Consider the following 22080-nt stretch of genomic DNA (forward strand, 5'->3'; position numbering starts at 1 on the left):
TAAACATTAAACACTACACATTAAACATTAGAATAATGGATATCAAGATTCAGAATCTCAAGAAGATATATAATGGCAATACCGTACTCGATATTGATAATCTGGGTGTTGCAAAGGGCGAGCTGATAGGACTCGTAGGTAATAATGGTGCGGGCAAGACCACCTTGCTCCGTCTGATTCTCGACCTGATTCAGGCTGATGATGGTTTCGTGGAAAGCAATGGACAGAAGGTGAACGAGAGTGAGACCTGGAAGGAATATACCGGCAGTTACATCGACGGCAGATTCCTCATCGACTTCCTCACCCCTGAGGAATACTTCGATTTCATCGCTGATGTTTATCACATTGACGATGAAACTCTGCAGGAACGGTTGGCGCAGTTTGAGGGCTTTATGCACGATGAAATCATGGGAACCAAAAAGTATCTCCGCGATTTTTCTCAGGGCAACCGCCAGAAGATTGGTATCATCGGAGCAATGATTATTCATCCGAAGGTTCTTCTCCTGGATGAGCCGTTCAACTATCTCGACCCATCTTCTCAGATGACTATCGCCCACATGATTCAGCGCATCTGTAAGGAGCAGGGCACCACGGTCATCATCTCCAGCCATAACCTCAACTTCGTTGCCGACATATCCTCCCGCATCCTCCTGCTGGAGAAAGGCAAGTTGGTGAAGGATCTTCCGAATGCTGATGGCGCTGCCATCGCTGAACTCAACGAGTACTTCGGTATTCAGGCGGAATAAACTTTTTCCGTTAATATTATACAAATTCCATGATATGATTTGTATAATTATCGTTAAATGCTTACCTTTGCACTCAAACGAAGAAAAAAAGAATCAATGAGCAAAGGAAAATTAGCTAAGTTTGCGGATATGGAGCGTTTCGAGAACGTGTTCCAGTATCCATATAGTGTTGTAGATGACGTGCCTTTCGATATGAAGGGCAAGTGGCGTGAGATGTATTTCCACAATGATAACCCTATCGTGCTGGAGTTGGGATGCGGCAAGGGTGAATATACCGTGGAACTTGCCAAGCTCTATCCTGAAATGAACTTCATCGGTGTGGATATCAAGGGCGCACGAATGTGGACCGGTGCCAAGAAGGCGATAGAGGAAGGACAGAAGAACGTGGCTTTCCTCCGTACCAACATCGAGATTATCGACCGCTTCTTTGCTGCGGATGAGGTGCAGGAAATCTGGCTCACCTTCTCTGACCCGCAGATGAAGAATCCTCGCAAGCGTCTTACATCTACTTATTTCATGAACCGTTATCGCCATTTCCTCGTGGATGGCGGCATCATCCATCTGAAGACGGACTCCAACTTCCTCTTCACCTATACCACTTATATGGTGGATGGCAACCATCTGCCTGTGCTCTTCCGCACCGAGGACCTCTATCATCAGGAGGGTATCGATGAGGAAACCCGTAAGATTCTCTCTATCCAGACCTATTATGAGAGTATGTGGATAGAGCGTGGCTTGAACATCAAGTATCAGAAGTTCGCCTTGCCACGTGAGGGTGAGTTGGTGGAACCTGATATTGAGATTCCGCTGGATGATTATCGCAGTTATCGCCGTGATAAGCGAAGCTCAAAGGATACAGCGAAGTAGATTTCTACAATGATTTGAATAAGCTTCCGTAATGCTTTGAATGTCTTTCCTCAAGCGTTATTGGCGTTTGAAGAATGCGTCATAAGTATCTGAAAGAAGTAACTGAAGTTGTTCGGAGATACAATAGAAGTTGTTGGAACAGTAAGTATCTCGAAGCGCACAACAGTTGATATGCGGTCGCACATCAGCTGTTGTGCGCTTGTCTTTCAGCTGTTGTGCATGCGTAGAACAGCTGTTGTGCGGCTTTTTAATGGCAATTCTATTGATTGTCTTTGTTAATCAGGTTGACGACTACTTTTACCATTACATCTTTTTCCTCAGTTCTGCTTTCTGCAATCATCAGAGTCAGGGCAACGAGTGTGTTGTCGGCAATTCTCTTATGTCCATTTTCAGCATACAGAATGCCATTCTTCTCCATAAACCAAAGAAAAAGCATGGCCGCAATTCTCTTGTTGCCATCGCTGAATGAATGGTTTTTTACGACAAGGTAGAGCAGCATGGCTGCTTTTTCTTCTACCGAAGCGTAGAGTTCTTCACCACCGAAGGTTTGGTAAATCTGACCTATGCTGCTCTTGAATGAATCATCCTTCTCATTGGCAAACCATTTACTGCCTCCAAACTTTTCTTTCAAAGCATTGATGGCTTCCATTGCATTTTCGTAGGTGGCATGGAACGGCTCGGCTTGAGTCGTCTTGTCTATGAGTAATGTCTGATAATCATATTTGTCGAGAGTATCCAGGGCATAAACATAGTCGCTGATGACATTGAACAACCCGTTGTATTCGCCTTCTGAAACCTGATCTTGTAATGTAATTGCACGTGACATCAAACGAACCACTTCTTTCAGTTCGTTGTAATTGTCTAGGCGTTTCTGGTTGATGGCGTAACCCTTGATAATGTATTGCTTCAAGATAGAGGTTGCCCAACGGCGGAAAGAGGTCGCATTCTTGCTATTCACTCTGTACCCTACCGAAATAATCATGTCAAGATTATAATAAGGAATATCACGAATGATTTGTCTCTTACCCTCAAAACGAACCTGTGCATTTTTTGCACAAGTTGACTTTTCGTCTAGTTCTTGACTCTTGTAAATGTTGCGAATGTGTCGTGTAACAGATGTTCTGTCAACAGCAAACAACTCTGCCATTTGGCTTTGTGTAAGCCAAACGGTATCATTCTCTAATTTTACATTCAGCTCTATGTTTCCCTCTGGGGAACGATAGATTTCGATGGAAGATTTTCTCTGCTCCATACCTTTCATTATTTAAATGTCCTTACTCTAGTACCCAACTTTTGGATAATTTGGCAAAGATACGATTATTATATGATACCTACAAGGTTTTCGACTATTTTTTTCTTCTTTTTGACGAAATTTGCGAAAGATTGAAATGGAAGGAATGTTTTGTTTTTGATTACTTCCAGATTAAATATCAGGACTAGTCTTAGGTTAGGGATATGTATAGTATGTTATGTTCTTCCTATACCTTTGTTAAATCCGGGAATAATCTTGTTGAATTCAAGAAAAAAAGGTGGAAATGCTTGGCGTTTCCACCTTATTTTATTATATTTGCAGCAAGTTTTTGAAGAAATGCAGTATTCTCAGGGACTGCATGGAACTGCCGAAACGACTAAAAGAACAGAAAAGTAATAACTAACGAAATAAACGACAAAATGATGAACTACAAGAAATTGGCTCTTACCGTTGCGGCTGGAGCGATGGCAACTACAATGATGGCGCAATCAGCACCCAAACTGAATGCCAATAACATCTACGAAGTGATCAAGGCGATGACCTTGGAAGAAAAAGCCCAGATGCTGGTGGGCGGTGGTAACGATGGATTCGTGGGCAGTGGCGCTATGCTCGGACATCAGAAGAAGTTCGTGCCGGGTGCTGCGGGTATTACTGTAGCCATCCCTCGCCTCGGCATTCCTACTACCGTTCAGTGTGATGGTCCTGCCGGTGTTCATATCGATGCTCATCGAGAAGGTGACAACCGTAGCTACTTTGCCACCGGTTTCCCTATCGGAACCTGTCTGGCTTCTACCTGGAACACCGACCTGGTGCGCAAGGTGGGTGAGGCAATCGGTAATGAAACCCTGGAGTATGGCTGTGATGTTGTGCTCGGACCGGGTATGAACCTGCATCGCAATCCGCTCTGTGGCCGTAACTTTGAGTATTATTCAGAAGACCCAATCGTAACTGGTCTTATTGGAACCGCCTTTGTACAGGGTGTACAGAGTCAGGGCGTGGGTGTAAGTGCCAAGCACTTTGCTGTAAACTCTCAGGAAACTGACCGTACCAAGGTGGATGAGCGATTGAGCCAGCGTGCTCTCCGTGAGTTGTATCTGAAGGGTTTCGAGATGATGGTTCGCAAGAGCAATCCTTGGACTATCATGTCTGCCTATAATAAGATTAACGGTGTCTATGCCCAGGGCAACAAGGAACTCTTGACCGATATTCTCCGCAACGACTGGGGATATAAGGGAATCGTGGAGACCGACTGGATTGGTAAGCGTGCCGACCTTCCTCTGGAACAGGAAGTTGAGGCAGGCAACGACCTGATGATGCCGGGTTATCCAGCTCAGGTGCAGGATATTGTTGATGCAGTAAAGAATGGCAAGTTGGATATCAAGGATGTGGATCGCAATGTTCGCCGTATGCTCGAATATATCGTGAAGACTCCTCGATTCAAGGGATATAAATATAGTGGTGAGCCAGACTTGAAGGCTCATGCTGCCATCACCCGTCAGAGTTCTACCGAGGGTATGGTGCTCCTGAAGAATGATGCCGCTCTTCCTATCCAGGGCTTGAAGACCGTGGCGCTCTTCGGTGTCAACTCTTACGACTTCATGTCGGGTGGTCTTGGCAGTGGAGCCGTTAATGTAGGCTATTCTGTAGATATGGTTACCGGTTTGAAGAATATCGGCGTGGCAACTACTCCTCAGCTTACGGAAATCTATCAGAATTATGTGAAGTATGCCAAGGCTAAGTTGAAGGCAGACAAGAATCCGATGATGTGGTTCCTGGATCAGGGTCAGCCAAAGCTCGATGAAATCGAGATTACCGAGCGTTGTGTGGCAAGCGAGGAGCCAAAGGCTGACGCTGCCATCATCACCATCGGCCGTCAGGCAGGTGAGGGTATGGATCGTCAGATCAATGGTGAGTTCAACCTCAGTCAGATAGAGCAGGATATGATTTTCCGTGTATCTGATGCTTTTCATGCCAAGGGTAAGAAGGTGATTGTCATCATCAACTCTGGTTCTGTGATGGAGACTGCCAGTTGGAGAGACCGTGTGGATGCTATTCTCGTAGCTTGGCAGCCAGGTATCGAGGGTGGTAACTCTGTAGCTGATATCCTGACCGGTAAGGTGAATCCATCGGGTAAGTTGACCATGACCTGGCCTATCGCTGCTACTGATCATCCTTCTACTGCCAACTTTGCCAAGGATTACGATATGTACACCTACAAGAATCTGTTGGATTGGAGCAAGGGTAACATCAAGGGTTACGACTATAGCAACCACGAGGAGGATATCTACGTAGGTTATCGCTACTTTGATACCTTCAAGAAGAATGTGGCTTATCCTTTCGGTTATGGTTTGAGCTATACTACCTTCGAGTTTGGCAAACCATCTGTTAAGGCAAAAGGCAATAACATTGAGGTTAGCGTAACCATCAAGAATACCGGTAAGGTTGCCGGCAAGGAAGTTGCTGAGGTTTATGTCACCGCTCCAAAGAGCGCTTATGAGAAGCCAGCCAAGGAACTCAAGACCTTCGGCAAGACCAAGTTGCTGAATCCAGGTGAGAGCCAGACTTTGAAGATGACCCTCGAAAAGCGCGATCTTGCCAGCTTCGATGAGGCCAACAGCCAGTGGAAGGTAGATGCAGGTAACTATCTCTTCAAGGTAGGTAGTGATGTAGAGAACATCAAGGGTACTGCTACTTTGAAGGTGACAGAATATACCGAGAAGACAAGCAATGCTTGCGCTCCTAAGGTTCAGTTGAACTATCTTCGCAAAAAGTAATTGTCAAGTGAATAAAGCAAAATGACTTGATTGGAAAAAGAAAGTATAATCAACTCTCATCTTTTTAGAAAGGTGGGAGTTTTTTTATCTTAATTTATTTTGTCCTTCACCTATTTTGTTGTAACTTTGCAGTCGAAATTCGAATTTAAATCATTTTATGTAATTATGGCAAAAAAAGCTCTTTTAATGATTCTCGACGGATGGGGAATCGGTAAGCATGATAAGGGTGATGTTATCTACAAGACTCCAACTCCTTATCTCGATTATTTGACAGCAGTTTCAGCACATTCTACTCTCCAGACTTGTGGCGAGGACGTAGGTCTTCCTAACGGTCAGATGGGTAATTCAGAGGTTGGTCACCTCAACATCGGTGCTGGTCGTGTGGTATATCAGGACCTCGTTAAGATCAACAAGGCTTGCGAGAGCGGTGACATCTTGAAGAATCAGGAGATCATCAACGCTTACAGCTATGCTCAGAAGACAGGTAAGAAACTCCACTTGATGGGCTTGACTTCTACCGGTGGTGTTCACTCTTCTTTGGATCACCTCTTCAAGTTGATTGAGATTGGTAAGGAATATGGTTTGAAGGAGACATACGTTCACTGCTTCATGGATGGCCGTGATACAGACCCTAAGAGCGGTAAGGGCTTCATCGAGGAGGTTCAGGCTTGCTGCGACAAGAATGGTGCACACATCGCAAGCATCGTAGGTCGTTTCTATGCTATGGACCGTGACAAGCGCTGGAACCGTGTGAAGGAAGCATACGACTTGCTCGTTGAGGGTAAGGGTAAGCAGGCTGACGATATGGTGAAGGCAATGCAGGAGAGCTATGATGAGGACGTAACTGACGAGTTCATCAAGCCAATCAATAACTCAAAGGTTGACGGTACTATCCAGGAGGGTGATGTTGTTATCTTCATCAACTACCGTAACGACCGTGCCAAGGAGTTGACCCAGGTATTGACTCAGCAGGATATGCCAGAGGAAGGCATGCACACCATCAAGGACTTGCAGTACTACTGCATGACTCCATACGATGCAAGCTTCCAGGGCGTTCACATCCTCTTCCCTAAGGAGAACGTAATGAATACTCTCGGCGAGTACTTGAGCGCTCAGGGCAAGAAGCAGCTCCACACTGCAGAGACAGAGAAGTATGCTCACGTAACATTCTTCTTCAATGGTGGTCGTGAGACTCCATACGAGGGCGAGGACCGTATCCTGGTTCCTTCTCCAAAGGTAGCTACATACGACTTGAAGCCAGAGATGAGCGCTTACGAGGTAAAGGATAAGTTGGTTGGTGCTATCAACACTCAGGAGTACGACTTCATCGTTGTAAACTTCGCTAATGGTGATATGGTAGGTCACACAGGTATCTACAACGCTATCGCTAAGGCTGTTCACGCTGTTGACAACTGTGTAAAGGACGTTATCGAGGCTGCCAAGGCTAACGATTATGAGGCTATCATCATCGCTGACCACGGTAATGCAGACCACGCTATCAACGAGGACGGTACACCAAACACCGCTCACTCTTTGAACCCAGTTCCATTCATCTACGTAACTGACAACAACTCAGCTACCGTTAAGGATGGCCGTTTGGCAGACGTTGCTCCTTCTATCCTCCACATCATGGGCTTGGAGAAGCCTGCAGATATGACAGGTGAGAACTTGATTTCTGACAACAAGTAAAAACGATTTTATATACCTCAAAAAAGTATCCTAAGATACTTGGCCAAGTATCTTAGGATACTTGCATAAGTATCTTAAGATACTTTTGAATTTATATTAAGTATGAACGTAAAGATAGAAGAAAGTTGGAAACAGCATATAGGAGAAGAGTTCGACAAGCAGTATTTTGTTGACCTCACCAACTTCGTGAAAGAGGAATACCTGCGTACGCCCTGTTATCCTCCTGGCCGCTTGATTTTCAATGCCTTCAATCTCTGTCCTTTTGATGATGTGAAGGTAGTGATTATCGGACAGGATCCATACCATGAGCCGGGTCAGGCGATGGGACTGAGTTTCTCTGTGCCGGATGGAATCACTTTTCCACCATCATTGATTAATATATTCAAGGAGATTCAGATGGATCTCGGTACTCCGATGCCAGCCACGGGCGATTTAACCCGCTGGGCAAAGCAGGGAGTATTGTTGCTCAACGCCACGTTGACCGTTCGTGCCCATCAGGCAGCGAGTCATCAGCGCAAAGGCTGGGAGGAGTTTACCGATGCAGCCATCCAGGCGCTCAGCAAGGATAAGGAGCACCTGGTGTTTATCCTTTGGGGCGGTTATGCCCGGAGCAAGGCGAAACTCATCGATACAAGCAAGCATCTGATATTGGAAAGCGTTCATCCTTCGCCATTATCAGCCAACAGAGGCGGATGGTTTGGCAATCATCATTTCTCACGCTGCAATGCGTATCTGCAGCAGAACGGAATTGCGCCTATCCAATGGTAGGTACACCTATTAATATATAGCTATCCACTCATGGGTAGCTATCATTATTTTTATTATCCACTCAAAGAAATTTATTCATCTCAAAAAACATTATGAAGAAAGACGAACTGCGTATTCTGCAGGTGGGCAACGTGTTGGTTTCACCTGATATTATCACCGAAAAATTCTGTTGCGACCTTGATGCCTGCAAGGGCGAATGCTGCATTGAAGGCGATGCGGGAGCTCCTGTTACCCTGGATGAGATCATGGAGATAGAGAATGCGCTGGATGTGGTTTGGGATGATCTCTCGGCTTCTGCCCAGGCTATCATAGATAAGCAGGGCGTGGCTTATACCGATATTGAAGGCGATTTGGTGACGAGCATCGTGAATGGTAAGGATTGCGTGTTTACCTGCTACCAGGATTTGAAAGACCTGGGCGATGGACATACGATTCCGAATTGTTGTCTCTGTGCCTTGGAGCGTGCTTATCGCGAAGGAAAGTCGAAGTTCAAGAAGCCTATCTCCTGTGCTTTGTATCCAATCCGTGCCAAGGATTTCGGCAACGAGGTGTATGGCATCAACTATAACAAGTGGCGCATCTGCAAGGATGCCATCAAGAAAGGTGAGGAGTTGAACCTTCCTGTTTATAAGTTCCTGGAGGGTCCGCTGGTAGAGAAGTTCGGCAAGGAATGGTATGATGAGCTTTGCGAAGTGGCAGAGCAAGTGCTTGCCGAATTAGAAGACTAAATTCAGTTAGAGACTTTGGAAGATAATAGTTCCGAAGTCTTTTTTGTTTTATAAAAAAAGAGATTTCGAAACGCTGTTGAGCTTATTCCGAAATCTCTAATCCTTCTATATTTGTGATATTACTTCTTCTAAAACCTTTATCCCAAGTTATCACGAAATCTTTTTGATGCTCAGCATGGAAACGGTAATAGGCTTGCTCGTCCATTTCGCCACTGCATACATATTGGTTTCCGTTAATATGAAGTGTTGTTCCTTTGCTGGCATTGCGTATCGTGAGCCGGATGGTTCCACGGAACGGACGTCCGAAGTCTATACGGCATCCCTGATGATCGAATTCCTCCTGGTATGGTTCTAATACCATTTGAAGTTTGTTCTGGGTGAGGTATGGCAGCTGGTCAACAAAGATATAGTTTGTTGAATCTTTGAAAGCACCTGTCGGATGAACCCATCCTGAAGATTGGTATTCAGCCGATTTCCACTCAGTAGTGTATATTCTATTGTCAAAGTGTTCCTTTTCGTTGTAACTGCCGCCTTTCAGGGGTTTGCACCACCATGTTTCGTCTGCTTTATGATAAAAAGGAACAGAGTCTGTATACCAGCCATGAAGTTCCAGCGAGAGTTGTTTGCTCTTATTTCTTATTCTTCCTGGTGCATACCAGACCGCAATAATATTTTCACCCTTTTTCAGATATCTGGAGATATCTATTGTTTGCATCAGAAGGATGCTGTCTCTGGCTCCTTCGTTGAAAATGCTTGGCGTAGCATTTCTTTCGTTGATGTATAGACGGGTATTTCCTCCACTTGCTATGTTTATCTCAGCCTTTAAAGGCTTTTGATCAAGATGATAGATTTTCCTGTATAATATCTCAGAAGAATCGTTGGGGAATGGGTATGATACCCAATGGGTACCGAATTCCTGTGCATAGGAATTCAGCACCCAGAGAGTTGTAAAGATGAGAATTGTAAAATATCTCATAGATTATTATTTGTCTATTTTATGAGTTTTGTTTCGCCAGCCTTGAAATTTAATGCTTTCTGCTTACCGTTATACTTGACGGTCAGGTTTCCGGCATTCTTGCTGGTGATGGAAGCTTTGCTGACCTTTCCATTGTTCCATACGAGATTAATCTCGTAGTTTCCACGTGCTTTGATACCCTTAATTTCGCCTGCAGGCCATTCTTTAGGTAGAGCAGGAAGAAGATGCATAGTCTCGCCATCGCATTGCATCAGCATCTCACATACGCCTGCTGTGCCTCCGAAGTTGCCATCTATCTGGAAAGGTGGGTGAGCATCGAAGAGATTTGGATAAGTTCCTCCTGAAGGGCGATTCTTCGGATTGTTGTAATTGCCCGGATGTACATAGTTAAGCAATTTCCTGATCATAGAATATGACTTGTCTGCTCTGTGCAGGCGAGCCCATAAACTGATACGCCATCCTGTGCTCCAACCGGTAGAGAAGTCTCCTTTTATCTCAAGAGTCTTGGCAGCAGCTGCTGCTAAATCTGGAGTCTTATCTAATGAAATCTGATAGAATGGGTGTAAACCGAGAAGGTGTGACTGGTGGCGATGATGCCAATCCTGGTCATCCCAATCGTAATACCATTCCTGCAGATTACCGCGCTTTCCTATCTGATAAGGGTGCAGACGATTGATAGCATCCTGTAACTTTGCCTGATATGCTTGATCTATATCGAGAATCTGAGCACCTTTGAGTGTGTTTTTAAACAATTCTCTCAATATGGTAAGATCGGCAGTACCTCCATAGAAACTGCAGCCTTGATAGCCCTTGTCGGTGATATATTCTGCCTCAGGTGAAGTGCAAGGGGCAGTAAGCAGTTCGCCCGGTTTCTTCGGGTTCTCTATTATCCAGTCAAGCATGAAGTCTGCTGCACCTTTCATCAATGGATAGGCTGTCTGGCGTAGATATTCCTTATCGCGGGTGTAATCGTAGTGATCCCATAAGGTTTGTACAAGCCAGGCACCTCCCATGTTCCAGTTGCTCCACTTAGGACTCTCTTTCTTAGTTCCAACAGGATTGGTCATTGCCCATGCGTCTGTGTTGTGTCCACCGCACCAGCCATTTTCAATTCCATAATAGTGCTTTGCTGTATATTTTCCTGTTACAGACATGGCTTTCACCAGTCCGTCTACAGGCATTACAAGCTCAGACATGTTGGTTACCTCTGCTGGCCAATAGTTTTCTTCCAGGTTGATGTTGATGGTGTAGTTTCCACGCCAAGGAGATTTTCGTGCCGGAGCCCAAAGTCCCTGGAGATTGGCAGGAATGCCTGGAGTTCTCGAACAGCTGATAAGAAGATATCTTCCATATTGGAAATAGAGCATTTCCAGGTAAGGGTTTTGCTCTTCTTTCTCAGTGTAATCAAAGAGTTGCTGGTCGGTGGTTCGCTTGTTGTCGAACTTTGCTCCCTTGAGTGCAAACTTGGCACGGTTGAAGATGTTCTGATAATCGGTTATATGACGCTGTTTTAACTCTGGATAGGTATAGTTGACCAAGTGCCAGGCATTGTCGTTAACCTTTTCAATATATGGAGCCCCTTCTTTTACCGGATGCTTGTCGAATCCGTTGTAGCTGGTTTCATTCACTAAATAGATAACAGCTTCGCTTACGCCCTGCAGATGGAGGATAGAATCAGAGGCAGTAATGGTTCCGTCCTGGTTTTTGATGCTGAGGATGGAGCAGAAGTGGATACTGTTCTCAGGCTTTCCCATAGCATGGCCCGTGATGGTGAGTTGCTTATTGGAAGCTTTTACCTGATGAGGAATCAGAGAGGTGAGAGAGATGTCGCAGTTGATAGCTTTCTTCTGTGTAGCTGTCAGGTGAATGGCAATCATCTTGTCCGGATGTGATGCGAAATATTCTCGCTGGTATTGTATTCCCCCTCTTGTATAACTCAATGCTGCCGTAGCGTTGTCAAGGCTCAATTCACGCTTGTAGTTACTGAATTGTCCTTTATTTGCATCTTTGATATTGATGATGGCAAGTGGCTGATAGTATTCTGAATTGTGTCCTTGTACATGCAGTTGTAAAGAGTCGGCTGCCTTGTAATCTTCTTTGAACAGAGCCTCGCGAATCTTTGGTATCCATTTGTAGGCATCCCCTCCTTCCTCGCGATTGACAGGCTTTCCTGTCCACAAGGTGATGTCGTTGAGATAGATAGAGTCATTGTTGGCTCCACCATAGATCAATGCACCTAACTTACCGTTACCGATAGGTAATGATTCTTCAAAGGCTGTAGCTGGCTTATTGTACCAAAGCTTCAGCGGTGGAATATTACTCTTTGGGACAGCCTGGAGTGTGCTTGCTGCAGAGAGTAATAGGCAAGAGATAAGTAAATGTTTCATAAGTTGGTTTGTTGGGTTTTATATAAGCAGAGGCTGTGTCATTTATTGGCAAATGGCACAGCCCCTTATGTAAATTAGTTGAATTGTCTTAAGCGTCGATGTTTGCGTATGTGGCATTCTGCTCGATAAATTCGCGGCGTGGTTCTACATCATCACCCATCAACATAGAGAAAATCTCATCAGCCTGGGCTGCGTTTTCAATAGTAACCTGCTTGAGCAAGCGTGTAGATGGGTCCATAGTAGTTTCCCAAAGCTGCTCTGGATTCATCTCACCCAAACCTTTGTATCGCTGGGTGTGGATATTCTTGTCTTCTACTCCATCTCCATACTTGTCGATGAATGCCTGGCGCTGCTGCTCTGTATAGCAATACTCGCTTACCTTGCTGCGATAAGTACACTTGTAGAGTGGTGGGGTAGCGATATACAGATGGCCTTCTTCAATAACCTTTGGCATGAAACGATAGAAGAGAGTCATAATCAATGTGTCGATGTGAGAACCATCGACGTCGGCATCGGTCATGATGATAATCTTGTCGTAACGCAACTTGTCGGTATTAGCCTCCTTGCTGTCTTCGCCATCTACACCGAAGCGGACACCGATACTTTGGATGATGTTCATGACAGACTCAGCTTCGAATACCTTGTGCCACTGTACCTTTTCTACATTCAGAATCTTACCACGCAATGGGAGAATAGCCTGACGGAAACGGTCGCGACCCTGCTTGGCAGAACCACCGGCGGAATCACCCTCGACGAGGAAGATCTCGCATTCTTTAGGATCCTTCATTGAGCAATCGGCAAGTTTACCAGGAAGACCACCACCTGTCATGAAGTTCTTGCGCTGTACACTCTCACGTGCCTTGCGGGCAGCTATGCGGGCCGTAGCAGCCAGGACAACCTTTTCGCAGATTCGCTTTGCCTCGTCTGGATGTTCTTCCAGATAATCAGACAAAGCCTCGTTTACAGCCTGCTGAACGGCACCTTGTACCTCGCTGTTACCGAGCTTGGTCTTGGTCTGTCCCTCAAACTGAGGTTCAGCTACCTTGATGGAGATAACGGCAGTAAGACCCTCGCGGAAGTCTTCTGGTGCAATCTCTACCTTTGCCTTCTCAATCTGCTTAGAGATGGTTGGGTCAGCTTCTGCGTAAGCCTTCAAGGTGCGGGTCAACGCCATACGGAAACCAGTCAGGTGGGTACCACCCTCAATAGTGTTGATGTTATTGACGTATGAGTGGATATTCTCAGAGTAATCTGTGTTGTACATCACGGCAATCTCGATAGGAATACCCTGCTTTTCTGTCTTCAGATAGATAACATCATCGAAGAGATGAGTGCGGTGACGGTCTACGTAACGGACGAATTCCTTCAAACCATCCTTAGCGTGGAAAACCTGCTCCTTGGTCTTACCTTCCTCGTCAGGGCGCAAATCTCTCAAGGTAATCTTGATACCTGCATTGAGGAATGCTAACTCGCGCATACGGTTGGCAATGATGTCCCACTTATAGACAGTGTGAGTAAAGATGGTTGGATCTGGCCAGAACTGCTGGCGTGTACCGCGCTTGTTGGTTTCACCTACCACCTTAACCGGATAGAGAGGCTTACCCTTCTCATATTCCTGCTGGTAGATTTTGCCGCCACGGAATACCTGTGATAACATGTGGGTAGAAAGTGCATTCACACAACTTACACCCACACCATGTAAACCGCCAGATACCTTGTAAGAACCCTTGTCGAACTTACCACCTGCGTGAAGCACGGTCATAACGACTTCGAGGGCTGATTTATGTAGTTTCTCGTGCATATCCACAGGGATACCACGACCATTATCTTCTACGGTGATAGAGTTGTCTTCGTTGATGGTAACTTCGATGTCGGTACAGTAGCCCGCCATTGCTTCGTCAATAGAGTTGTCTACAGTTTCGTTTACCAAGTGGTGAAGACCCTTTTCGGAGATGTCACCAATATACATCGCCGGACGTTTGCGAACAGCTTCCAGGCCTTCCAGAACCTGAATGTTACTCGCAGAGTAATTATTTGCGTTGTTTTGATTTTCTGCCATTTTAGTATTGTCTTATTTCCGTGCAAAGATACTAAAAAAAGCTGAGAAACAGGAACTTTTGTTTGTGAAAAATCACCAAAAAGTGAAGAAAAAACGTAGAATGTGAACTTTGGCGGCAAAAGTGTCTTGAAAAAGCTGTTTTATAATCGTTTTGCGCGTTTTTATAGGGTATGTTGTAGTATAAAACCGGTTGTGATGGGAAGATTTTATGATGCAGGAAATGGATAGTCGGATTCATAGAAAAGAATAAGGCTGCGACCCTATAAAGGATTGCAGCCTTATTTATTTTTTTGCTTTGACTTATAAGTTAGGCCAACTTAGCGATGTGCTTTGTAAGACCAGACTTCAAGTTTGCAGCCTTGTTGTCGTGGATAACGTTGATCTTAGCCAACTTGTCTAAAAGCTTCTGAACAGTAGGATAGAGCTTTGCAGCCTCTTCCTTGTCAGACATGTTGCGCAACTTGCGGACAGCATTGCGCATAGTCTTTGCATAATACTTGTTGTGCAAAGCCTTCTTCTTGTCCTGACGGATTCTCTTGATTGATGATTTGTGATTTGCCATCTTCTTTATGTTATTTTTTTTATTTCTTAAATGTTTGTAGTCCCTAGCAGAGTCGAACTGCTCTTTAGAGAATGAAAATCTCTCGTCCTAACCGATAGACGAAGGGACCATTGCTTATTTGCGGGTGCAAAGTTACTACTTTTATTTGAATCTAGCAAATTTTTCATGGAAAATTTTCGCTAAATGCGCATTTTTTTGTATTTTTGCCCTGTTTTTTACTAATATTAGGCAAAATGGAGATAAAAACTAGTGCTATCGTATTGCAAGCCATCAAGTATGGAGACTCTCAACTTATCGTGGATTTCTTCACAGAAAAGTTGGGAAGACTCTCCTTTATGGTACGTGTGCCTAAGTCATCTAAGGGGAAGATGAAACGGCAGCTTTTCCAACCGCTCATGGTCTTGAATTTAGAATTTGATTATCGTCCCAAGTCAAATCTGCAGCGCCTTAGGGATGTTTCGATTCAGATTCCATTCTCTGATATCCCTTTTTCTCCATACAAACTTGGCATTTCCATGTTCTTGGCAGAACTGCTTTCATATGCTACCCGTCATGAGCAGGCTAATGGTGCGCTCTATCTTTTCATACAGGACAGTATCGAATGGTTAGACCATGCTAAAGGTGCTATTGCCAATTTCCATATAGTCTTTATGATTCAGCTCTCTTTTCATTTGGGTTTTATGCCCAATATAGAGAGCGGTATGTCTGGCGATTATTTTGATTTGGTAGATGGATGTTTTGCAGCTCATGTTCCTTCGCATGTACATTATTTAAATAAGGAAGATTCTATGCGGCTTGTGTCTTTGTTCCGTTTAGACTATAAAACAATGCACCTCTACACAATGTCTCGTATGGAACGAAACAGGTGTGTAGAGGTGATACTGGAGTATTATAAACTTCATTTGCCAGGTTTCCCGGAAATGAAGAGTTTTGCTGTTCTTCAGGAACTGTTTGCTTAGTCTTTTCAGGTTTCCTCGCTTGCTTGATTAAACGGGAAACAGACGTTGGCTATGTCCTCTTTTTAGGCAAAACTGATAACGCCCTGTACTGTAGCATCATCATTATTGTCTTCTTTCGGTTCTGTATTACCGGAAGCTATATTACGGATTTCTTCCAGAGTCTGTCGGGTACGCTTATAGGTAGGCGTGTTTTCTACCTGAAGGATGACATCCTCGTTATCCAAATCTTCCTGGCGGAACAGGAATATGTGTGGATGACGCTTATACTGTGTCGTATTGCCATCGCTGCCATAATAGCGCTTGCGGCGGTCTTCTCTTTCAGCACGTTTCTCCTCTTCTTCAGCGAGACGGCGAGATTCTTCCTCAGTATGTTTCTTGAGGTGGCGGTTCATTCCCTCTACATCCTCGAGTCCGAAACCTGTTGCGAGAACGGTTACCTTAACGCGGCTTCCCAATTCAGGGTCAATGGCAAGACCCCATTTCAGTTCGAAGTCCTCACCGAATTTCTCCATAAAGTCGTTGACATCATTCATCTCGTCCATGGTCAAGCCAGGATTATCTTTCTTCTCGCTTGCAAATGCGATGCTGAGCAGAATCTTCTTAGAGTTGAATACGTCATTATCGTTAAGGAGAGGTGAGTTCAAGGCATCTTCTATCGCTTTCTTTACTCTTCCTTCTCCCTCACCGTAACCTGTACTCATGATAGCCACACCGCCATCTTTCAGTACGGTCTTTACATCATTGAAGTCGAGGTTGATGAGACCATGTACGGTAATGATTTCAGCGATACTCTTGGCAGCTACACTCAAGGTGTCGTCAGCTTTGCCGAAGGCATCGAGAACGGCAAGGTCTGGATAAATCTGGCGAAGACGTTCATTGTTGATTACCAGTAAGGCATCTACATGCTTCGACATTTCCTCTACACCATCCAATGCCTGGTCAATCTTCTTAGGACCTTCAAAACGGAATGGGATGGTTACAATACCAACGGTAAGAATGCCTAACTCCTTACTTACTCTGGCGATGACAGGTGCTGCACCCGTACCGGTACCGCCACCCATACCCGCTGTGATGAATGCCATTTTTGTTCCATCGTTGAGCATGTTCTTGATATCTTCAAGAGTCTCTTCGGCAGCCTGGCGTGCCTTTGCAGGTTTGTTTCCTGCACCCAGTCCTTCCTTGCCTAGCTGCAGGTGTACAGGCACAGGTGAGTCGTTAAGTGCCTGGTTGTCTGTGTTGCAGAGTACGAATGTTACATCGTGTATACCTTCGCGGTACATGTGGTTGACGGCATTTCCACCGCCACCACCAACACCAATCACCTTGATGATGCTATTTTCTTTTTCAGGTTCCCCAAAGTCAAGAATATGAGGAGCGTTTCCATTATCTAGCATAGTCGTATAATCTTTATAGGGTTTATCTATCTGATTTTTTATTTAACCTGTTGTGAAATCTGTTTTCTGATAGCCTGGTCTTTGGCATCTTATTCTTCTTCAGAAATGGTATCTTTCACAAACTTCTTGAAACCTCTCATCATTTTATGGATGAGACTGTTTTCTTTGCGTCTCTTTTCTTCTTCTTCGGCTTCTTTTTCTGCCAGAAGTCTTGCCTCAGCTTCTTCCAGTTCTTTTTGCTTGCGGGCAGCCTCGTCTGCAGCCGCTTTTTCTGCCGCAGTAAGAACAACGCCCTTGCCGGCAGTCTCGTTAGGGTTTCTAGGAGCCTTGTGCTGCTCGGCTGCTACTGGCTTTTCGGCAGAATTACTGAAGAGATCAGTGCCGATTTCGTCACCTGCACAGTTCATGTCTCCCTTTGCCAGGAGTCCTAATACGGTATTCATTGTACCATCGTGATTGGTAATCTTAGGATCCTTGGAGTTGACTGTTTGAGAAACAAACTTGGCAATGCGTACTTTGTCGATGTGGGTATGTGTTTTGAAAACCTTATCGATTTCAGGCATGTTGCTGCCGCCACCTGTAAGGATGATACCACCCAACAGCTTATCTGAGAATTCTACAGGAATCTGGAACCATGCGTTTTCTACGATTTCCTCTACGCGTGCTTCTACGATTTCGATGAACTTCTTGCTTTCAACCACTCTATCCTTGTCGATAGGGTAGTTCAGGGTCAGGTCGATATTGTTGATATCGGTATAAGCCTTGGCATACTTGAGTTTCATCTTTTCAGCATCAGGCTCTTCAATCTGAAGACAAGTTAAGTCTTTGGTCACGTTGCCGCCGCCCAATGGGATGACAGAGAGATGACGAAGTATACCTTTATAATATACAGAAACGGTTGTCGTATCGGCACCCAAGTCAACAAGCATACAGCCTGCACGCTTTTCTGAGTCTGTCAAAACGCTGTCAGCCATAGCTAAAGGAGCCAGGTACATTTCTGCAATAGGAATGTTGGCATTTTCAAAACAGGTATTGATATTGTTATAGAAGTTCTTGCGCCAAAGTATATTCAGGAAGATGCCTTCCAGATGGTTACACTGTATTCCTACAGGGTCTATCTGGTATTGGTTGTCTATCTTGTATTCCTGAGTTGCAGCATCCAGGATTTCCTGGTCCGGATAGGTCATGTTGCGGTTGATATCCATCAGTTCATTGATCATCTCTTGTGAGATGATGGTGTTACCTGGGAGATCCTTGACAATGACGTTCTTGATACTGCGTATAGAGCGACCGCCCACGCCTACATAGACCTGGGTGATATCCTGTTTCAGTATATTCTTCAACTTCTTGATGATGTTGGTCAAGCATTGACAGGTTTTGTCAATGTTATAGATCACACCCTTTCTGATGCAAGAAGATGAATCTTCCTCTACGGTGGCAAGTACGGTGATGCTGCCGTCCAAATTCTTCTGACCTGCTATACCTGTCATCTTAGATGAGCCAAGTTCGATAGCTACAATAAATTCCTTTGGCATAGTTCTTATATGTTATCTTAATCTGTTTCTATTTTCTAATTAGCTATTTTGATGCTTTTTACATATGATCTGGTTGTCGAATTCGATATTGATATACGAATACTTGTTCCAGCCAGCTTGTGAGAGTCCATACTTATAGAATTTCTCTAATCGATTCATCTTCTTGTTGACGAAATCGTTGATGGCTTGCTCTCGTTTGTCGCTGAGGTTGGTCTCTGGCAGGTTACCTATATATATAATGTGGTTGCCTACTCGTGGTACCAGTTCTATTCCTCTATCAGGCAGGACATGGATCTGTTCTATCTGGTTTCGCCAGAGTTCATTCGTCATCAGCGCTTTGCTTAGTAATGAGATGTATTTTTTAGCATACCACTTGTTGATGTAGCCCGTTGCGATGATAATGTCGCATGTATAGTTCGTGTTGGGCATGATCTGATTGTGGTCATCAATATAATAGTCCTCGTTGCTGATGTTTTTGATTCTGACGATTGGCATGCGTTGGGTGAGGTAGATGTCAACAAGACCATCCTGAGTCTTTGAACATTCTGCCGTCTTGACGAAAGGACTGGTCTTCAAGGTTTCTTCTATCATGCGGGCGTTCACCTCTTTGAGCGGTTCCCCCAGCGGATAGAGTTTCCTGGCTTCCAGTCGTTTCTTGATTTCCTTCGCATTCAGAAAGCCATTCGTCATCTCATCTTGAATGTTGATGTTCACCTTGGTGCATACCAACTTCGTTTCATCAGGTTTGTTAAATCTGGTGAAAGCGAATACCAGATAAGTACCGAGTACTAAATCCAGTGCGATGATGATGGTTTTCTTCCAATTGATATGCATTTATTTCTCTTCAAGTATTTTGGTAATTTGTGGAACATAGTTGTCCAAATCGCCCGCTCCTAAGATGACTAGAACATCGAAGTCTCGATTCTTTACCAGGTCAAGAACGTCTTCTTTGTGAATCATGCTCTTTTCTACACCTGGTTTCAGATTGTCATAGATAAGCTTGGAGGTTACTCCTGGAATAGGCTGCTCGCGAGCTGGATAGATGTCGCAGAGGATAACCTCGTCCAAGAGACTCAAACTGTTGGCGAAATCTTTATAGAAATCGCGGGTTCTAGTATACAAGTGAGGCTGGAAGATGGCTGTTATCTTACGGTCCTTGTATAACTCTCTGATACTCTTGGCACTCTGATATATCTCCTTTGGATGATGAGCATAATCAGACAGGAATACCAGTTTGTTATTCTTGATCTTAAAGTCGAAACGGCGGTCAACTCCTCCGTAGGTCTTCATGCCGTTACGGAGTTCATCGGCTGTACAACCATTCAACTGTGCCATTGCCATTGCTGCCACACCATTTGTGATGTTGATAGGCACAGGCTGTCCGAGTTCTACGCCCGTTACGTTCTCGATAGGAGAGATGAAATCAAAGGTGATACCTCCATTCTCTATCTTGATGTTCTCAGCGTGGAAGTCGCCCTCGTCCTGGCTGTATTCGTATATCTTGACACCGTCTTGTACGTGTTGCTTCATCTCCAGACCTTTGTGGATGATGAGTGCACCGCCCGGTTGGATCAGTTCTGTATAGTGACGGAAACTCTCCAGATAAGCCTCCTTGGTGCCGTAGATGTCGAGATGGTCTGGGTCTGTAGCCGTGATGACGCTCATCCATGGGCGCAACCAGTGGAAACTGCGGTCAAACTCATCTGCTTCAATGACAACATAGTCGCTCTTGTCGGAGAGGATATAGTTGGTGCCATAGTTCTTTGAGATACCTCCCAGGAAGGCATTACAGTCAATATGGCTTTGGTGCATGATGTGAGCACACATGGTAGATGTTGATGTCTTTCCGTGTGTACCCGCTACGCACAGTCCCTTATGTGTACGGGTTAATGTACCCAGAACCTGAGCTCGCTTCTCGATGGTGAAGCCATTCTCATGGAAGAAAACCAGTTCCTTGTGTTCAGCAGGAATTGCCGGTGTGTAGACTACCAATGTTGTCTTGGCGTCCTTGCAGGCTTCTGGTATGAGGTCTACATTCTCCTCATAGTGGATAAGCATACCTTCTTTCTCCAACTCATGAGTTAGATTGGATGGAGTCTTGTCATATCCGGCTACAACCAACTTCTTGCTGAGGAAGTATCTGGCGATGGCGCTCATTCCGATGCCTCCCGCTCCTACAAAATAAACTGCTTTAATATCTTTTATTTCCATTACTTTGTTGCTAATTTGATTACTTCGTCGGCGATGACGTCGGCAGAGTTCTTTAATCCTAATTTCTTGATATTCTCACAGAGCGAAACAAGCTTAGCCTCGTCTTTTACCGTGTCAACTGCTTTCTTGAGCAATACCTCTGGTGCATCGGCATCCTTTACGTAGATGGCAGCATCTTTGTTGACTAATGCCATGGCGTTCTTGGTCTGGTGGTCTTCTGCCACATTAGGGCTTGGAACCAGGATAACCGGTTTGCCGATGAGGCAGAACTCGCTGATACTGCTGGCACCTGCGCGGCTGATAACCAGGTCGGCTGCCTTGTAAGCTGCACCCATGTCGCTGATGAAATCAGTAACTTTGAGCATTGGCAGCTCCTGACCTTTCAGTTGCTCCATGATGGCAGCATTATAGTATTTACCTGTTTGCCAGATAAACTGTACGCCGCTTTCTTTCACCAGGTCGAGGTGCTGGAGTACACTCTCGTTGATGGTTCTTGCGCCAAGGCTGCCACCTACGAGCAAGATGGTCTTCTTTTCAGGGTCGAGACCGAACTGCTTGCGTGCTTCTTCCTGGGTGATGGTAGTTTCCAATACATTCTGGCGAACAGGATTACCGGTCATTATAATCTTGTCTGCAGGGAAGAAACGCTCCATTCCTTCGTAAGCCACACAGATTTTTTCAGCCTTCTTGGCCAAGAGTTTATTGGTTACACCAGCGTATGAATTCTGCTCCTGGATGAGGCAAGGTATTCCTTTGCTGGCACAAACATTGAGAGTCGGACCGCTAGCATAGCCACCTACGCCCACAGCCGCCATAGGCTTGAAGTTTTTGATGATGCTCTTTGCCATGTGCTGGCTCTTCCATATCTTGAAGAGTACGGCGATGTTCTTGAGCAGATGCTTTCTGTCGAAGCCGCAGATAGGCAAGCCCTTGATTTCATAACCTGCAGCAGGTACACGCTGCATTTCCATTCTGCCGAGTGCACCTACAAACAAAATCTTAGCATCAGGGCGCTTTGCCTTGATGGCGTTTGCAATGGATACGGCAGGGAAGATGTGACCACCTGTGCCGCCTCCGCTTATGATAATTCTTAATTCATTATTCATATCCGTTCATGTTTATAACGCAAAGGTATAAAAAAATATCGATTTAACGGCATTTTCTGCCATTTTT

General features: G+C 44.9%; 17 protein-coding genes. 7 read left to right on the plus strand and 10 right to left on the minus strand.

Annotation, left to right across the window (positions count from 1 at the left end):
* Positions 1-35: 35 nt before the first annotated feature.
* Both NQ544_RS12710 and trmB read left to right on the plus strand, forming a co-directional pair.
* Entirely contained in the window at positions 36-746 is a 711-nt protein-coding gene (locus NQ544_RS12710) for an ABC transporter ATP-binding protein (protein WP_006847657.1), read from the plus strand.
* Between the two features lie 96 nt (positions 747-842).
* A complete protein-coding gene (trmB, locus tag NQ544_RS12715) occupies positions 843-1613 on the plus strand; it encodes a tRNA (guanosine(46)-N7)-methyltransferase TrmB (RefSeq protein ID WP_040553112.1) in 771 nt (256 codons plus the stop codon).
* A 259-nt stretch (positions 1614-1872) separates the two neighbouring features.
* On the opposite strand, the gene NQ544_RS12720 is transcribed toward trmB, so the two are convergent.
* Complete coding sequence (locus NQ544_RS12720; protein WP_006847655.1) at positions 1873-2874, minus strand: virulence RhuM family protein/type II toxin-antitoxin system death-on-curing family toxin; 1002 nt, start codon at positions 2872-2874, stop codon at positions 1873-1875.
* A 413-nt stretch (positions 2875-3287) separates the two neighbouring features.
* Between NQ544_RS12720 and NQ544_RS12725 the strand changes: the two genes are divergently transcribed.
* The 4 genes from NQ544_RS12725 (at position 3288) to NQ544_RS12740 (ending at position 8824) form a co-directional block, all read left to right on the plus strand.
* Entirely contained in the window at positions 3288-5639 is a 2352-nt protein-coding gene (locus NQ544_RS12725; protein ID WP_040553183.1) for a beta-glucosidase, read from the plus strand.
* A gap of 165 nt (positions 5640-5804) precedes the next feature.
* Positions 5805-7328, plus strand: coding sequence for a 2,3-bisphosphoglycerate-independent phosphoglycerate mutase (gene gpmI, locus NQ544_RS12730; RefSeq protein WP_006847651.1), 1524 nt, complete (start codon positions 5805-5807; stop codon positions 7326-7328).
* A 102-nt stretch (positions 7329-7430) separates the two neighbouring features.
* The gene (locus NQ544_RS12735; RefSeq protein WP_006847650.1) at positions 7431-8096 is read left to right on the plus strand and encodes a uracil-DNA glycosylase; all 666 of its coding nucleotides are present in this window, start codon (positions 7431-7433) and stop codon (positions 8094-8096) included.
* Positions 8097-8188: 92 nt separating this feature from the next.
* A complete protein-coding gene (locus tag NQ544_RS12740; RefSeq protein ID WP_006847649.1) occupies positions 8189-8824 on the plus strand; it encodes a DUF3109 family protein in 636 nt (211 codons plus the stop codon).
* Positions 8825-8906: 82 nt separating this feature from the next.
* Here the strand turns inward: NQ544_RS12740 and NQ544_RS12745 are convergent, their stop codons facing one another.
* The 4 genes from NQ544_RS12745 to rpsT form a co-directional block, all read right to left on the minus strand.
* Positions 8907-9800, minus strand: a complete 894-nt coding sequence (locus NQ544_RS12745; protein WP_006847648.1) for an alpha-L-rhamnosidase N-terminal domain-containing protein — start codon at positions 9798-9800, stop codon at positions 8907-8909.
* A gap of 14 nt (positions 9801-9814) precedes the next feature.
* On the minus strand, positions 9815-12187 hold the full coding sequence (locus tag NQ544_RS12750) for a glycoside hydrolase family 95 protein (RefSeq protein WP_006847647.1): 2373 nt from the start codon (positions 12185-12187) through the stop codon (positions 9815-9817).
* Between the two features lie 88 nt (positions 12188-12275).
* Positions 12276-14246: a DNA topoisomerase (ATP-hydrolyzing) subunit B gene (gyrB, locus tag NQ544_RS12755; protein ID WP_006847646.1), complete on the minus strand. Its 1971-nt coding sequence runs from the start codon at positions 14244-14246 to the stop codon at positions 12276-12278.
* A 307-nt stretch (positions 14247-14553) separates the two neighbouring features.
* Positions 14554-14808, minus strand: a complete 255-nt coding sequence (gene rpsT, locus NQ544_RS12760) for a 30S ribosomal protein S20 (RefSeq protein WP_006847644.1) — start codon at positions 14806-14808, stop codon at positions 14554-14556.
* A 233-nt stretch (positions 14809-15041) separates the two neighbouring features.
* On the opposite strand from rpsT, the gene recO reads away from it, so the two are divergent.
* On the plus strand, positions 15042-15767 hold the full coding sequence (gene recO / locus NQ544_RS12765) for a DNA repair protein RecO (RefSeq protein ID WP_006847643.1): 726 nt from the start codon (positions 15042-15044) through the stop codon (positions 15765-15767).
* Between the two features lie 62 nt (positions 15768-15829).
* Here recO and ftsZ read toward each other — a convergent pair whose 3' ends face one another.
* From ftsZ to murG, 5 genes are all read right to left on the minus strand, one after another.
* Positions 15830-17161 (minus strand): cell division protein FtsZ, encoded by a 1332-nt coding sequence (gene ftsZ, locus NQ544_RS12770; protein WP_006847642.1) that lies wholly within the window; start codon positions 17159-17161, stop codon positions 15830-15832.
* 89 nt (positions 17162-17250) lie between these two features.
* Complete coding sequence (ftsA, locus tag NQ544_RS12775) at positions 17251-18696, minus strand: cell division protein FtsA (RefSeq protein WP_006847641.1); 1446 nt, start codon at positions 18694-18696, stop codon at positions 17251-17253.
* 39 nt (positions 18697-18735) lie between these two features.
* The gene (locus NQ544_RS12780; protein ID WP_006847640.1) at positions 18736-19530 is read right to left on the minus strand and encodes a POTRA-like domain-containing protein; all 795 of its coding nucleotides are present in this window, start codon (positions 19528-19530) and stop codon (positions 18736-18738) included.
* Entirely contained in the window at positions 19531-20907 is a 1377-nt protein-coding gene (murC, locus tag NQ544_RS12785) for a UDP-N-acetylmuramate--L-alanine ligase (RefSeq protein ID WP_006847639.1), read from the minus strand. It lies immediately after the preceding gene.
* Positions 20907-22013, minus strand: a complete 1107-nt coding sequence (gene murG / locus NQ544_RS12790; RefSeq protein ID WP_006847638.1) for an undecaprenyldiphospho-muramoylpentapeptide beta-N-acetylglucosaminyltransferase — start codon at positions 22011-22013, stop codon at positions 20907-20909. The genes murC and murG overlap by 1 nt, the downstream gene beginning before the upstream one ends.
* Positions 22014-22080 lie beyond the last annotated feature (67 nt).

Source organism: Segatella copri DSM 18205 (assembly GCF_025151535.1).
In the GTDB taxonomy this organism is placed as follows: Bacteria; Bacteroidota; Bacteroidia; order Bacteroidales; family Bacteroidaceae; genus Prevotella; species Prevotella copri.

Bases quoted from the DNA above. Each gene is read 5' to 3' on its own strand.
- NQ544_RS12710 (WP_006847657.1), top strand. From the start codon at position 36: ATGGATATCAAGATTCAGAATCTCAAGAAGATATATAATGGCAATACC.
- trmB (WP_040553112.1), top strand. From the start codon at position 843: ATGAGCAAAGGAAAATTAGCTAAGTTTGCGGATATGGAGCGTTTCGAG.
- NQ544_RS12720 (WP_006847655.1), bottom strand. From the start codon at position 2,874: ATGAAAGGTATGGAGCAGAGAAAATCTTCCATCGAAATCTATCGTTCC.
- NQ544_RS12725 (WP_040553183.1), top strand. From the start codon at position 3,288: ATGAACTACAAGAAATTGGCTCTTACCGTTGCGGCTGGAGCGATGGCA.
- gpmI (WP_006847651.1), top strand. From the start codon at position 5,805: ATGGCAAAAAAAGCTCTTTTAATGATTCTCGACGGATGGGGAATCGGT.
- NQ544_RS12735 (WP_006847650.1), top strand. From the start codon at position 7,431: ATGAACGTAAAGATAGAAGAAAGTTGGAAACAGCATATAGGAGAAGAG.
- NQ544_RS12740 (WP_006847649.1), top strand. From the start codon at position 8,189: ATGAAGAAAGACGAACTGCGTATTCTGCAGGTGGGCAACGTGTTGGTT.
- NQ544_RS12745 (WP_006847648.1), bottom strand. From the start codon at position 9,800: ATGAGATATTTTACAATTCTCATCTTTACAACTCTCTGGGTGCTGAAT.
- NQ544_RS12750 (WP_006847647.1), bottom strand. From the start codon at position 12,187: ATGAAACATTTACTTATCTCTTGCCTATTACTCTCTGCAGCAAGCACA.
- gyrB (WP_006847646.1), bottom strand. From the start codon at position 14,246: ATGGCAGAAAATCAAAACAACGCAAATAATTACTCTGCGAGTAACATT.
- rpsT (WP_006847644.1), bottom strand. From the start codon at position 14,808: ATGGCAAATCACAAATCATCAATCAAGAGAATCCGTCAGGACAAGAAG.
- recO (WP_006847643.1), top strand. From the start codon at position 15,042: ATGGAGATAAAAACTAGTGCTATCGTATTGCAAGCCATCAAGTATGGA.
- ftsZ (WP_006847642.1), bottom strand. From the start codon at position 17,161: ATGCTAGATAATGGAAACGCTCCTCATATTCTTGACTTTGGGGAACCT.
- ftsA (WP_006847641.1), bottom strand. From the start codon at position 18,696: ATGCCAAAGGAATTTATTGTAGCTATCGAACTTGGCTCATCTAAGATG.
- NQ544_RS12780 (WP_006847640.1), bottom strand. From the start codon at position 19,530: ATGCATATCAATTGGAAGAAAACCATCATCATCGCACTGGATTTAGTA.
- murC (WP_006847639.1), bottom strand. From the start codon at position 20,907: ATGGAAATAAAAGATATTAAAGCAGTTTATTTTGTAGGAGCGGGAGGC.
- murG (WP_006847638.1), bottom strand. From the start codon at position 22,013: ATGAATAATGAATTAAGAATTATCATAAGCGGAGGCGGCACAGGTGGT.